General features: G+C 71.7%; 16 protein-coding genes. 15 read left to right on the top strand and 1 reads right to left on the bottom strand.

From position 1 onward, the window contains the following. Nucleotides 1-128 precede the first annotated feature (128 nt). The 10 genes from hisD to MQN93_RS34300 all read left to right on the top strand — a co-directional run bounded on the left by hisD (nt 129) and on the right by MQN93_RS34300 (nt 7,785). Complete coding sequence (gene hisD, locus MQN93_RS34255) at nt 129-1,454, top strand: histidinol dehydrogenase (protein ID WP_016435883.1); 1,326 nt, start codon at nt 129-131, stop codon at nt 1,452-1,454. Next, nucleotides 1,451-2,584, top strand: a complete 1,134-nt coding sequence (locus MQN93_RS34260) for a histidinol-phosphate transaminase (protein WP_242712570.1) — start codon at nt 1,451-1,453, stop codon at nt 2,582-2,584. The genes hisD and MQN93_RS34260 overlap by 4 nt, the downstream gene beginning before the upstream one ends. After that, entirely contained in the window at nt 2,581-3,174 is a 594-nt protein-coding gene (hisB, locus tag MQN93_RS34265) for an imidazoleglycerol-phosphate dehydratase HisB (protein WP_242712571.1), read from the top strand. The genes MQN93_RS34260 and hisB overlap by 4 nt, the downstream gene beginning before the upstream one ends. Next, on the top strand, nt 3,171-3,335 hold the full coding sequence (locus MQN93_RS34270; RefSeq protein ID WP_016435886.1) for a CG2302 family histidine operon protein: 165 nt from the start codon (nt 3,171-3,173) through the stop codon (nt 3,333-3,335). The genes hisB and MQN93_RS34270 overlap by 4 nt, the downstream gene beginning before the upstream one ends. Further along, nucleotides 3,332-3,973 carry an imidazole glycerol phosphate synthase subunit HisH gene (hisH, locus tag MQN93_RS34275; protein ID WP_016435887.1) on the top strand — a complete coding sequence of 214 codons (642 nt, stop codon included), beginning with the start codon at nt 3,332-3,334 and terminating at the stop codon, nt 3,971-3,973. The genes MQN93_RS34270 and hisH overlap by 4 nt, the downstream gene beginning before the upstream one ends. Nucleotides 3,974-3,976: 3 nt before the next feature. Further along, nucleotides 3,977-4,702 (top strand): bifunctional 1-(5-phosphoribosyl)-5-((5-phosphoribosylamino)methylideneamino)imidazole-4-carboxamide isomerase/phosphoribosylanthranilate isomerase PriA, encoded by a 726-nt coding sequence (priA, locus tag MQN93_RS34280; protein WP_242712572.1) that lies wholly within the window; start codon nt 3,977-3,979, stop codon nt 4,700-4,702. Then, nucleotides 4,699-5,097 carry a RidA family protein gene (locus MQN93_RS34285; RefSeq protein ID WP_016435889.1) on the top strand — a complete coding sequence of 133 codons (399 nt, stop codon included), beginning with the start codon at nt 4,699-4,701 and terminating at the stop codon, nt 5,095-5,097. The genes priA and MQN93_RS34285 overlap by 4 nt, the downstream gene beginning before the upstream one ends. After that, a complete protein-coding gene (gene hisF, locus MQN93_RS34290) occupies nt 5,094-5,849 on the top strand; it encodes an imidazole glycerol phosphate synthase subunit HisF (RefSeq protein ID WP_242712573.1) in 756 nt (251 codons plus the stop codon). The genes MQN93_RS34285 and hisF overlap by 4 nt, the downstream gene beginning before the upstream one ends. Before the next feature lie 114 nt (nt 5,850-5,963). Next, entirely contained in the window at nt 5,964-6,554 is a 591-nt protein-coding gene (locus MQN93_RS34295) for an ArsR/SmtB family transcription factor (protein ID WP_016435891.1), read from the top strand. Further along, nucleotides 6,532-7,785 carry an MFS transporter gene (locus tag MQN93_RS34300; RefSeq protein WP_242712574.1) on the top strand — a complete coding sequence of 418 codons (1,254 nt, stop codon included), beginning with the start codon at nt 6,532-6,534 and terminating at the stop codon, nt 7,783-7,785. Before MQN93_RS34295 ends, MQN93_RS34300 begins: the two co-directional genes overlap by 23 nt. 16 nt (nt 7,786-7,801) lie before the next feature. Here the strand turns inward: MQN93_RS34300 and MQN93_RS34305 are convergent, their stop codons facing one another. Beyond that, entirely contained in the window at nt 7,802-8,437 is a 636-nt protein-coding gene (locus MQN93_RS34305; RefSeq protein WP_016435893.1) for a TIGR03085 family metal-binding protein, read from the bottom strand. An 83-nt stretch (nt 8,438-8,520) separates the two neighbouring features. Between MQN93_RS34305 and hisI the strand changes: the two genes are divergently transcribed. The 5 genes from hisI to MQN93_RS34330 all read left to right on the top strand — a co-directional run bounded on the left by hisI (nt 8,521) and on the right by MQN93_RS34330 (nt 12,461). Continuing rightward, nucleotides 8,521-8,913, top strand: coding sequence for a phosphoribosyl-AMP cyclohydrolase (hisI, locus tag MQN93_RS34310; protein ID WP_242712575.1), 393 nt, complete (start codon nt 8,521-8,523; stop codon nt 8,911-8,913). A gap of 11 nt (nt 8,914-8,924) precedes the next feature. After that, the gene (locus tag MQN93_RS34315) at nt 8,925-10,406 is read left to right on the top strand and encodes an anthranilate synthase component I (protein WP_242712576.1); all 1,482 of its coding nucleotides are present in this window, start codon (nt 8,925-8,927) and stop codon (nt 10,404-10,406) included. A gap of 72 nt (nt 10,407-10,478) precedes the next feature. Further along, nucleotides 10,479-11,120, top strand: a complete 642-nt coding sequence (locus MQN93_RS34320; RefSeq protein ID WP_037782584.1) for a TIGR02234 family membrane protein — start codon at nt 10,479-10,481, stop codon at nt 11,118-11,120. 517 nt (nt 11,121-11,637) lie between these two features. Continuing rightward, on the top strand, nt 11,638-11,898 hold the full coding sequence (locus MQN93_RS34325) for an HGxxPAAW family protein (protein ID WP_242712577.1): 261 nt from the start codon (nt 11,638-11,640) through the stop codon (nt 11,896-11,898). 113 nt (nt 11,899-12,011) lie between these two features. Then, complete coding sequence (locus MQN93_RS34330; RefSeq protein WP_242712578.1) at nt 12,012-12,461, top strand: DUF2752 domain-containing protein; 450 nt, start codon at nt 12,012-12,014, stop codon at nt 12,459-12,461. Nucleotides 12,462-12,581 lie beyond the last annotated feature (120 nt).

The raw sequence follows: 12,581 nt of genomic DNA on the forward strand, positions 1-12,581 counted from the left end.
GTTCATGCCCGCTGAGTAACATCCGAAGCACAGGACGTGAAGGCGATCTTCCGGGTTCCCCGCGCGTTCTGTATCAGCCATTGATACGCGCGAACGACGCCTGACCCGGGTCTGAGAGAATTGGGTACGTGATCTCCCGAATCGATCTGCGCGGCGACGCCCTTCCCGAGGGCCCCGCCCTGCGCGACCTGCTGCCCCGAGCCGACTTCGACGTTGCGGCCGCCCTGGAGAAGGTGCGTCCGATCTGCGAGGCCGTGCATCATCGGGGCGACGCGGCGCTGATCGACTTCGCCGAGAAGTTCGACGGCGTCCGGCTCGACCAGGTGAGGGTGCCCGCCGAGGCGCTGACGAAGGCCCTCGACGAGCTCGACCCGGCCGTGCGCGCCGCCCTGGAGGAGTCCATCCGGCGCGCCCGTCTCGTCCACCGCGAGCAGCGGCGTACGACACACACGACGCAGGTCGTGCCCGGCGGCACCGTCACCGAGAAGTGGGTGCCGGTCGAGCGGGTCGGGCTGTACGCGCCGGGCGGCCGGTCCGTCTACCCCTCCTCCGTGATCATGAACGCCGTGCCCGCGCAGGAGGCCGGCGTCGAGTCCATCGCCCTCGCCTCCCCGGCACAGGCCGAGTTCGACGGCCTGCCGCACCCGACGATCCTCGCCGCCTGCGCTTTGCTCGGCGTCGACGAGGTGTACGCGGCCGGGGGCGCCACGGCCGTCGCGATGTTCGCGCACGGCACCGAGTCCTGCCCGCCCGCCACCATGGTCACCGGCCCCGGCAACATCTGGGTCGCCGCCGCCAAGCGCTACTTCACGGGCAGGATCGGCATCGATGCCGAGGCGGGCCCGACCGAGATCGCGATCCTCGCGGACGACACGGCCGACCCGGTGCACGTCGCCTCCGACCTGATCAGCCAGGCCGAGCACGACCCGCTGGCCGCCGCCGTCCTGGTCACCGACTCCGTCGCGCTCGCGGACGCGGTCGAGAAGGAGCTGGAGCCGCAGGTCGCGGCCACCAAGCACATCGAGGACCGGATCCGCCCCGCGCTCGCGGGCCGCCAGTCCGCGATCGTCCTGGTCGACGGCGTGGAGGAGGGCCTCAGGGTCGTCGACGCGTACGGTGCCGAGCACCTGGAGATCCAGACCGCCGACGCCGCCGCCGTCGCGGACCGTGTGAAGAACGCGGGCGCGATCTTCGTCGGCCCCTGGGCGCCGGTCTCCCTCGGCGACTACGCGGCCGGCTCCAACCACGTGCTCCCGACCGGCGGCTGCGCCTGCCACTCCTCGGGCCTGTCCGTGCAGTCCTTCCTGCGCGGCATCCACATCGTCGACTACGGCAAGGACGCGCTGGCCGAGGTCGCGCATCACGTGGTCACGCTGGCGGAGGCGGAGGACCTGCCCGCGCACGGCGCGGCGATCAAGGCACGGTTCGGGTGGAAGGTTCCGGAAGGCAAGTGACAGGCAACCCCGCTGCGTCCCGCTGGGACGAGCTCCCCATCCGCGACGAGCTGCGCGGCAAGTCCCCCTACGGCGCGCCCCAGTTGGACGTGCCCGTACGACTGAACACGAACGAGAACCCCTACCCGCTGCCCGAGCCGCTGGTCGAGCGCATCGCCGAGCGGGTGCGCGAGGCGGCCCGCCACCTCAACCGCTACCCGGACCGGGACGCGGTCGAACTGCGCACCCGGCTCGCCGAGTATCTGACGGACACCTCAGGACATGAGGTCGGCCTCGCCAACGTCTGGGCCGCCAACGGCTCCAACGAGGTCATCCAGCAGCTGCTGCAGACCTTCGGCGGACCGGGCCGTACGGCGATCGGCTTCGAGCCGTCGTACTCGATGCACGCGCTCATCGCGCGCGGCACCGGCACGGGCTGGATCTCCGGCCCGCGCGGCGCGGACTTCACGATCGACCTCCCGGCGGCCGAGCGCTGGATCGCCGAGAACAGGCCGGACGTCGTCTTCGTCACGACCCCCAACAACCCCACGGGCAACGCGGTCCCGCGCGAGACGGTCCTCGCGCTGTACGAGGCCGCGCAGGCGGCGGGGCCGTCCATGGTGATCGTGGACGAGGCGTACATCGAGTTCAGCCACGGCGACTCGCTGCTGCCGCTGATCGAGGGGCGGCCGCATCTCGTCGTCTCCCGGACGATGTCGAAGGCGTTCGGCGCGGCCGGTCTGCGCCTCGGCTATCTCGCCGCGCACCCGGCCGTCGTCGAAGCCGTCCAGCTCGTACGGCTGCCGTACCACCTCTCGGCGGTCACCCAGGCGACCGCGCTGGCCGCCCTGGAGCACACCGACACGCTGCTCGGTTACGTCGAGCAGCTGAAGTCGGAGCGGGACCGGCTGGTCGCCGAGCTGCGCGCGGCCGGATACGAGGTCGTCGAGTCCGACGCGAACTTCGTGCAGTTCGGCAGGTTCGACGACGAGGGCGGCTCGCACGCGGCCTGGCAGAAGATCCTCGACCGGGGCGTCCTGGTCCGGGACAACGGCATCCCGGGGTGGCTGCGGGTCAGCGCCGGAACCCCGGCGGAGAACGACGCGTTCCTCGACGCGGTACGTGAGTTGAAGAAGGAGCAGAGTTCATGAGCCGCGTAGGACGCGTGGAACGGGTCACCAGGGAGACCTCGGTGCTCGTCGAGATCGATCTCGACGGGTCCGGAAAGGTCGATGTGTCGACAGGCGTCGGCTTCTACGACCACATGCTCGACCAGCTCGGCCGGCACGGTCTGTTCGACCTCACCGTGAAGACCGAGGGCGACCTGCACATCGACTCCCACCACACCATCGAGGACACCGCCCTCGCACTCGGCGCCGCCTTCAAGCAGGCGCTCGGGGACAAGGTGGGCATCTACCGCTTCGGCAACTGCACGGTCCCGCTGGATGAATCCCTCGCCCAGGTCACCGTCGACCTCTCCGGCCGCCCCTACCTCGTGCACACCGAGCCCGAGAACATGGCGCCGATGATCGGCGAGTACGACACGACGATGACCCGGCACATCCTGGAGTCCTTCGTCGCCCAGGCCCAGATCGCCCTGCACGTGCACGTGCCGTACGGACGCAACGCGCACCACATCGTGGAGTGCCAGTTCAAGGCGCTCGCGCGGGCCCTGCGCTACGCCAGCGAGCGCGACCCGCGCGCGGCCGGCATCCTCCCCTCCACGAAGGGCGCGCTGTGAACGGCCTGTCGACCATCCTGATCGTCGTCGGCCTCTTCCTGGTCGGCGGCATCATCTCCTTCGCCAAGCAGCAGATGCCGAGGCAGCTGATCGTGCTGCTGTCGATCGGAGCCGCGATGTGCCTGGTCGCCGGCGTGATGAGGCTGGAGGTGTGGAATTGAGCGCGCCCAAGAAGGTCGTCGTCTTCGACTACGGCTTCGGGAACGTGAGGTCCGCCGAGCGTGCCGTCGCACGCACGGGCGCGGACGTCGAGATCACCCGTGACTTCGACACGGCCATGAACGCCGACGGCCTGCTCGTGCCGGGCGTCGGCGCCTTCGCCTCCTGCATGCGGGGCCTGAGGGAGGCGCGCGGCGACTGGATCGTCGACCGCAGACTGTCCGGCGGCCGCCCGGTCATGGGCATCTGCGTCGGCATGCAGATCCTCTTCGCACGCGGCATCGAGCACGGCGTGGAGACCGAGGGCCTGGGCGAGTGGCCCGGCTCGGTCGAGCCGCTGCAGGCCGAGATCGTGCCCCACATGGGCTGGAACACCGTCGAGGCACCGGCCGACACCGAGCTGTTCGCCGGCCTGGACGCGGACGCGCGCTTCTACTTCGTGCACTCCTACGCCGTCCACGACTGGTCGCTGGAGACGCACAACCCGTCGATGAAGGCGCCCAAGGTGACCTGGTCGACGCACGGCAAGCCCTTCGTGGCGGCCGTCGAGAACGGCGCCCTGTGGGCCACGCAGTTCCACCCCGAGAAGTCCGGCGACGCCGGCGCGCAGCTGCTCACCAACTGGATCGGAACCCTGTAGACCATGGCCAAGCTCGAACTCCTCCCCGCCGTCGACGTCCGCGACGGACAGGCCGTCCGTCTCGTGCACGGCGAGTCCGGCACGGAGACCTCGTACGGCTCCCCGCTCGAGGCCGCCCTCGCCTGGCAGCGCTCGGGGTCCGAGTGGCTGCACCTGGTCGACCTGGACGCCGCGTTCGGCACGGGTGACAACCGCGCGCTGATCGCCGAGGTCGCGAAGGCGATGGACATCAAGGTGGAGCTGTCCGGCGGCATCCGCGACGACGCCTCGCTGGCGGCGGCCCTCGCCACCGGCTGCACCCGGGTGAACCTGGGCACGGCCGCCCTGGAGACCCCGGAGTGGGTCGCCAAGGTCATCTCCGAGCACGGCGACAAGATCGCGGTCGGTCTCGACGTACGCGGCACGACCCTGCGCGGCCGCGGCTGGACCCGGGACGGCGGCGACCTCTACGAGACGCTGGAGCGCCTCGACAAGGAGGGCTGCGCGCGCTACGTCGTCACCGACATCGCCAAGGACGGCACCCTCAAGGGCCCCAACCTGGAGCTGCTGCGCAACGTCTGCGCGGCGACCGACCGCCCGGTGGTGGCCTCCGGCGGCGTGTCGTCCCTGGACGACCTGCGCGCCATCGCCGAGCTGGTACCCCTCGGTGTCGAGGGCGCCATCGTCGGGAAGGCCCTGTACGCGAAGGCGTTCACCCTGGAAGAGGCCTTGGAGGCGGTAGCCCAGTGAGCGATCTACGACGGGTGGCGAGCGGTGCGCCCTGGGAGGAGACGTTCGGCTACTCCCGCGCGGTCGAGCTGCCGAACGGCCTGGTGCTGGTCTCCGGCTGCACGTCCATCGTGGACGGCGAGATCGCCGGGGGCGGCCCGTACGAGCAGGCGGTCAACGCCTTCAACGTCGCGCTGGAGGCGCTGGGCCAGGTGGGACTGGGCCGCGACGACGTCGTGCGGACGCGCATGTACATCACGCACGCCCGGGACGTGGAGGACGTCGGGCGGGCCCACAAGGAGCTGTTCGACGCCGTCCGCCCCGCCGCATCCATGATCATCGTCTCCGGCTTCGTGGACCCAAGCCTGGTCGTCGAGGTCGAGGTGGAGGCGTACCGAGGGGACACCGCAGCATGACCCTGGCCGTACGAGTCATCCCCTGCCTGGACGTGGACAACGGCCGGGTCGTCAAGGGGGTCAACTTCCAGAACCTGCGCGACGCGGGCGACCCCGTCGAGATGGCCAAGGTGTACGACGCCGAGGGCGCCGACGAGCTGACGTTCCTCGACATCACCGCGTCGTCGGGCAACCGCGAGACGACGTACGACGTGGTGCGCCGTACGGCCGAGCAGGTGTTCATCCCGCTGACGGTGGGCGGCGGTGTGCGCACCGCCGAGGACGTGGACAAGCTGCTGCGGGCGGGCGCGGACAAGGTCGGTGTGAACACCGCGGCCATCGCGCGCCCCGACCTGATCCGCGAGATCGCGGAGCGCTTCGGGCGGCAGGTGCTGGTGCTGTCGGTGGACGCGCGCAGGACCGAGGGCGGCACCTTCGAGGTCACCACGCACGGCGGCCGCAAGGGCACCGGCATCGACGCCGTCGAGTGGGCCCACCGGGCCGCCGAGCTGGGCGCGGGCGAGATCCTGCTCAACTCGATGGACGCGGACGGCACGAAGGACGGCTACGACCTGGAGATGATCGCGGCCGTCCGCAAGCACGTGACGGTCCCGGTGATCGCGTCCGGCGGCGCCGGCAGGCTCGCCGACTTCCCGCCGGCGATCGCGGCGGGCGCGGACGCGGTGCTGGCGGCGTCGGTCTTCCACTTCGGCGACCTGCGGATCGGCGAGGTGAAGGGGGAGCTGCGGGGCGCCGGGCACCCTGTGCGGTAGTACGTCGAGCCAGCCCCGGCCGGTCCTGGCCGGGGCTCGCTTGTCGCTAAATGCGAAAGAGAAGTTGCGCAAAATCGATTGCGCAACTTCTCTTTCGCATTTAGCGTCGCATGCATGGCTGACAGCGAGAGGGACCGGCGCATCAAGGACGTGGGCACGCTCAAGGCGCTCGCCCACCCCCTGCGCGTCCAGCTCTACCGACTGCTGACCATCGCGCGGACAGCGACCGCCTCCCAGCTCGCCGACCAGGTCGACGAGGCCGTCTCGCTGGTCAGCTACCACCTGCGCAAGCTGGCCGAGCACGGGCTGATCGAGGAGGCCGAGCCGGGGAGCGGGGACGGCCGTGAGCGGTGGTGGCAGCCCGCGTCCGAGGGCGTGAGCATCCGTGACGAGGACTTCAGGGACGCCCCGGAGAAGGCCGCAGCGCACACCGCCGCCAGCCGCCTCTTCTTCGAGCAGCGCGTCGAGATGTACCGGCGCTACCTCGACGAACGCGCGCACTGGAGCGACGCGTGGACGACCGCCTCCGAATCCGCGGAGTGGCTGCTGCGCCTGACCTCGGACGAACTGGCCGAACTGGCCAAGGAGATGTACGCCGTCGTACGCCGGTACGAGGAGCGCGGACGCGCCGCCGTCGCCGCGGGCGACACCGAGGGCCGCGAGAACGTGGCGGTGCACACCTATGGCTTCCCGTTCCGTGTCTGAGACCGCGACAGCCGTCGCACTTCCCGCCCACCGCGACACCAACGTCCTGCGCTGGCTCGCCGCCTTCACCTTCTCGATGGTCGGCGACAGCGTCTACTACATCGCGCTGTCCTGGGCCGCCGTACAGACCGGTACGCCCTCACAGGCCGGGCTGGTGATGACGGCGAGCGCGCTGCCGCGGGCGCTGCTGATGCTCGGTGGCGGGGTGATCGCCGACCGTCTGGGGCCGCGACGCGTGGTGATCGGCAGCGACGCCGTGCGCTGCGCGGCCGTCCTCGCGGTGGCCGCCCTGCTCGTCCTGACCAGCCCCGGTCTGTGGCCGCTGGCCCTGCTCGCCCTGGTCTTCGGCACCGTCGACGCGGTGTTCCTGCCGGCCGTGGGTGCCCTCCCCGCGCGCGTGACGAACCGTGACCAGCTCGCGCGCGTGCAGGGCATGCGGGGACTCGCGATCCGGTTCGCGAGCGTGGTCGGCGGACCGCTCGGCGGGCTCGGGTTGGCGCTCGGCGGGGCGACGGCGGCGTTCGGCCTCGCGGGACTGCTGATCGCCGTGTCCGTGCCGCTGCTGGTCTCGGTGCGCATACGCGAGCTGCCACCGGACGACACGGTGGGCACACACAATGCCACCGCCCGGCAGGACCTCGTGGCAGGACTGCGCCACATCCGCCGGCACCCCGTGCTCGCGCCGCTGATGGCGGCCATAGCCCTCGGCGACCTCGGCTTCGTCGGCCCGCTCAACGTCGGTCTGACCCTGCTGTGCGACGAACGCGGCTGGGGCGCGGCCGGGATGGGCTGGGTGCTCGCCGGGTTCGGCGTCGGCGCGGGCGCCGCCTCGCTGCTGCTGACCGTGCGCGGACGGCTGCCGCACGCCGGGCGGGTCGCCGGCTGGTCGATCCTGGCGGGCTCGGTGGCGGTCGGCACGCTCGCGTTCGCGCCGACCGTCGTCCTCGCCGTCGGAACAGCCCTGCTGATCGGCCTGCTCACCGGACTCAGCGGCGCGATGTGCGGGGCCCTGCTGCAGACCCACGCCGACCCGGCGTACCTGGGCCGGGTGACCGCCGTCTCCAGCCTGGTCAGCCTCGGTCTCACCCCGCTCAGCATGCCCCTGTCCGCCACCGCGATCGGCGCGTGGGGAACCGGTCCCGTCTTCGTGGTCAGCGCGCTCGTGTGCGGGCTCGGCGGAGTGGTCGCCCTGGCCGTGCCCGGCCTGCGCCGCGCCGAGCTGCCCCGCTGACGCGGGATGCGGGCTTCTAGATGCCCAGCTGCTTCGTCTCGTGCAGCTTGGCCACCGCGTCCTTCTCGCCCTCCAGCTGCACGTCGGCGGCGTCCTGACGGCCGTAGGAGAAGAGCAGGAGCTCCGACGGTTCGCCGGTGACCGTCACCACGGGTGTGCCGCGGTGGGCGACCGCGGTCTGGCCGTCCGGGCGGCGCAGGACCAGGCCCGTCGGGGTGCCGCGGCCCATCAGCCGGGCCGAGCGTTCGAGGCGGGACCACAGGGCGTCCTGGAACACCCCGTCGAGTTCGCGCGGCGTCCAGTCGGGCTGCGCACGGCGGACGTCCTCGGTGTGGACGTAGAACTCCACCGTGTTCGACATCTCGTCGACCTGCTTGAGCTGGAAGGGCGAGAACCGCGGCGGACCGGTGCGGATGAGCTGGATCAGCTCCTCGTACGGCTTCGAGGCGAACTCCGCCATCACCCGTTCCAGGCGTGGCGCGAGCTGCTTGATCAGGATGCCGCCGGCGGCATCGGGGCGACGCTCGCGCACCACCACGTGCGCGGCGAGATCACGGGTCTGCCAGCCCTCGCAGAGGGTCGGGGCGTCCGGGCCCTCGGCCTCCAACAGGTCGGCCAGGAGAAGTCGTTCACGCTTGGCGAAAGTCGACATGCAGTCAGCCTACGACCACCCTCCGGGTCCGCCCAGTGGACGCGGCGCCGTGACTGTCGGTGCCGCGCGGCACAATGGCACCCATGACCAGCACGCCACCGGCCGGCAGCCTCGACCCGGAGATCGTCGCGCGCCTCAAGCGCAGCGCCGACGGTCTCGTCCCCGCCATCGCCCAGCAGTACGACACCGGTGAGGTGCTCATGCTCGGCTGGATGGACGACGAGGCGCTGCACCGCACCCTCACGACCGGCCGCTGCACCTACTGGTCGCGCAGCCGCCAGGAGTACTGGGTCAAGGGCGACACCTCCGGCCACTTCCAGTGGGTGAAGTCCGTCGCGCTGGACTGCGACGCCGACAGCGTGCTGGTCAAGGTGGACCAGGTCGGCGCCGCCTGCCACACCGGCGCGCGCACCTGCTTCGACGAGGACGTGCTCCTCAAGGACGCCGATTCGGGCGCGTCCGGCCCGGATCAGTAAGGTCAGCCGCCATGGACCTCGAGACCTTCCGCAAGCTGGCCACCGACCGCCGTGTCATCCCCGTCACGCGCAAGCTCCTCGCCGACGGCGACACCCCGGTCGCGCTCTACCGCAAGCTCGCCGCCGAGCGCCCCGGCACCTTCCTGCTGGAGTCCGCGGAGAACGGCCGCTCCTGGTCCCGGTACTCCTTCGTGGGCGTCCGCTCCGCCGCCACGCTCACCGCGCGCGACGGCCAGGCCCACTGGCTCGGCACCCCGCCGGTCGGCGTCCCCGTCGACGGCGACCCGCTGGCCGCCCTGCGCGCCACCATCGAGGCCCTGCACACCCCGCACCAGGAGGACCTGCCGCCCTTCACCGGCGGCATGGTCGGCTATCTCGGCTACGACATCGTGCGCCGCCTGGAGAAGATCGGTCCCGGCGAGCGGGACGACCTGAAGCTGCCCGAGCTGACCATGCTCCTCACCAGCGACCTCGCGGTCATGGACCACTGGGAGGGCTCGGTCCTGCTGATCTCCAACGCGATCAACCACAACGACCTGGAGACGGGCGTCGACGAGGCCCACGCCGACGCGGTCGCCCGCCTCGACGCCATGGAGGCGGACCTGACACGAGCGGTCGCCCAGCCGCCCGCCGTCCTGCCGCCCTCCGAACTCCCCGAGTACACCGCCCTGTGGGGCGGCCCCGACTTCCAGGAGGCCGTCGAGGACGTCAAGGAGCGCATCCGCGCGGGCGAGGCCTTCCAGGTCGTCCCCTCGCAGCGCTTCGAGACACCGTGCACGGCCAGCGCGCTGGACGTCTACCGCGTGCTCCGGGCGACGAACCCCTCGCCGTACATGTACCTCTTCCGCTTCGACGGCTTCGACGTCGTGGGCTCGTCCCCCGAGGCCCTGGTGAAGGTCGAGGACGGACAGGCCATGGTCCACCCCATCGCCGGCACCCGGCCGCGCGGGGCGACCCCGCAGGAGGACCAGGCCCTCGCCGACGAACTGATGGCCGACCCCAAGGAGCGCGCCGAGCACCTGATGCTGGTCGACCTCGGCCGCAACGACCTGGGGCGGGTCTGCGCACCGGGCTCCGTCGAGGTCGTCGACTTCATGTCCGTCGAGCGGTATTCGCACGTGATGCACATCGTCTCGACGGTCACCGGAAAGGTCGCGGACGGCCGCACCGCCTTCGACGTCCTGACGGCCTGCTTCCCGGCCGGCACCCTCTCCGGTGCCCCCAAGCCCCGCGCCATGCAGATCATCGACGAACTCGAGCCGTCCCGCCGGGGGCTGTACGGCGGCTGCGTCGGGTACCTGGACTTCGCGGGCGACTCCGACACCGCCATCGCCATCCGCACCGCCCTGCTGCGCGGCGGCACGGCCTACGTCCAGGCGGGCGCCGGCATCGTCGCCGACTCCGACCCGGTCGCCGAGGACCAGGAGTGCCGCAACAAGGCGGCGGCCGTCCTGCGCGCGGTGCACACGGCGAACCGGCTGGGCGGCAAGTAGGCGCGCTTCGCGCGCGATGGGGCGCTTCTCACGTGAGCCCCGGGTGACGGTTCACCCGGGGTACGGGTGATAGTGGAGTACGTGACAGCTGTTCCTCACCCCCGTTCCGAAGCCGGCGGCCCCGCGCGGGCCGGCCGCCGAAGTCTCGCCCTGGCCCTGCTGTGCGGTGCGCTCGGCGCGGCCGTCGCGCTGCTCTCCACCCGGCAGCGCTGGTCGGAGGGCACCACCACGGTGGCCGGCGGCGCCTTCTCCCTGACCGCCAAGGGCAGCGACGTCACGGGTGTGCCCGCGGCGCTCGCCATAGTGGGCCTCGCCGCGCTCGTCGCCGTCTTCGCCGTCCGCAAGGCCGGCCGGCTGCTGGTGGCGGCCCTGCTCGCGCTCTCCGGCGCCGGCACCATCGCCGCCGCCCTGCTGGGCGTCTCCGACACCTCCGCGCTCGACGAGCAGGCCGCGAAGGCCGCCGGCGACACCTCGGCCACCGTGGACGCCCTCTCCCACACCGCCTGGCCCTACGTCGCGGCAGCGGGCGGCGCCCTCCTCCTCGTCGCCGGCCTCCTCGCCCTGCGCTACGGCCGGCAGTGGCCCGCCATGTCCGGCCGCTACGAGCGCGCGGGCGCCCCGAAGCCCCGCCGCAGGACAGCGCCCACCGACCCCGACCGCCCCGAGGACATCTGGAAGGCCCTCGACCGCGGCGAGGACCCCACCGGAGCGTGACCGCTCCGCGGAGGGCGGGGGCGGTTTTCGCGGGGGCGTGATTGCTGCGCGTGGTGGGTGGGTGTGGGTTTTGCGGGCGGGTGATTGCTGCGGGTGGCGGGCGGGTTCGGTTTTCGCGGGTGCGTGATCGCTGCGCGTGGCGGGCGGATTCGGTCTCCACGGGTGCGTGATCGCTGTGCGGGTGGGCGTGGTTTTCGCGGGCGGGTGATCGCTGCGCGCGGAGGGCCGGTTCGGTCTCCGTGGGCGCGTGACCGCTCCGTACGGAAGGCGGGTTCGGGTCTGCATGGGCGCGTGACCGCTCCGCGCGGAGGACGGGTTCGGGCCTGCACGGGCGCGTGACCGCCCCGCGCCGCGGGCCGGGTTCGATCCACCGGAGCCGACGCGCGAGGCGTCGCGTTGCGGTCCCCGTCGGAGTCGACGCGCGAGGGGACACCCCCGAGCGGCGCGCTCGCGTGCGTGCGGGACAATGTTTGTGAGCGTCCGGCTCAGACACGAAAACAGCAATGAGGAGCAAGCAATGGCGGGCAGCAGCCACGGTCACACCCCGGCCGCCTGGACCGGTGTCATGATCGCGTTCGTCGGTTTCTGCGTCTCCGGCGCCTTCATGGTGATGGCTCAGCCCGCGGGCTTCTGGGCCGGCATGGGCATCGTGGTCGTCGGCGGTGTCGTCGGCTGGATCATGAGCGCGATGGGCATGGGACAGCCGAAGGACGCCCACAAGGACTTCCAGGAGGCGCTGGCGCAGAGCCAGGCCGCCGCGGGCGCGACCAAGAGCTGACCAGCACGGCTTTCGCGCGTACCCCTGCGCACCCCCGCGTACCCCTGAGGGGCGATCCGGCGCCGGATCGCCCCTCACGCGCGCGTGGCGGCCCGTGCGTCCTCCGGGGGACAATGCAGGACGTGAACGCCGAGAGCCAGATCCCGACGCGGACCCCCGCCGGACCCACGGCGATGTCCCGGCTCGCCGTCCCCGCAGGGATCCTCGCGGCCGTCGCCGGCGCCTTCGCCTACGTGGGCACCGTGGACCCCAACCAGCCCGGCCACTACCCGGCGTGCCCGCTCTACCAGGTCACCGGCATCTACTGCCCCGGCTGCGGCGGGCTGCGCAGCGCGCACTCCTTCGTCCACGGGGACTTCCTGGCGGCGCTCCAGGACAACGCGCTCGCCGTCGTGGGCTATCTGGCTTTCGCGGTGCTGTGGACCGTATGGGTGGTGCGCGCGGCCCGCGGCCGGCCGCTGCGCTTCGAGCCCGGGCCGGTGCACCTGTGGACGCTCGGGACATTGCTGCTGGTCTTCACGGTTGTCCGGAACCTGCCGTTCGGTGGCTGGCTACATCCTTGATCAACAGGCGAACGTCCAGGTAGTGCGGCCGACGTCAACCGGATGCGAGGCCTACGCCATCCTGCGGATACCATCGCAGTGACCATCGGTTTTTCCCTTGGCTCAACCTCTTGAACAGTC

Source organism: Streptomyces spinosisporus, assembly GCF_022698145.1.
GTDB lineage: Bacteria > Actinomycetota > Actinomycetes > Streptomycetales > Streptomycetaceae > Streptomyces > Streptomyces spinosisporus.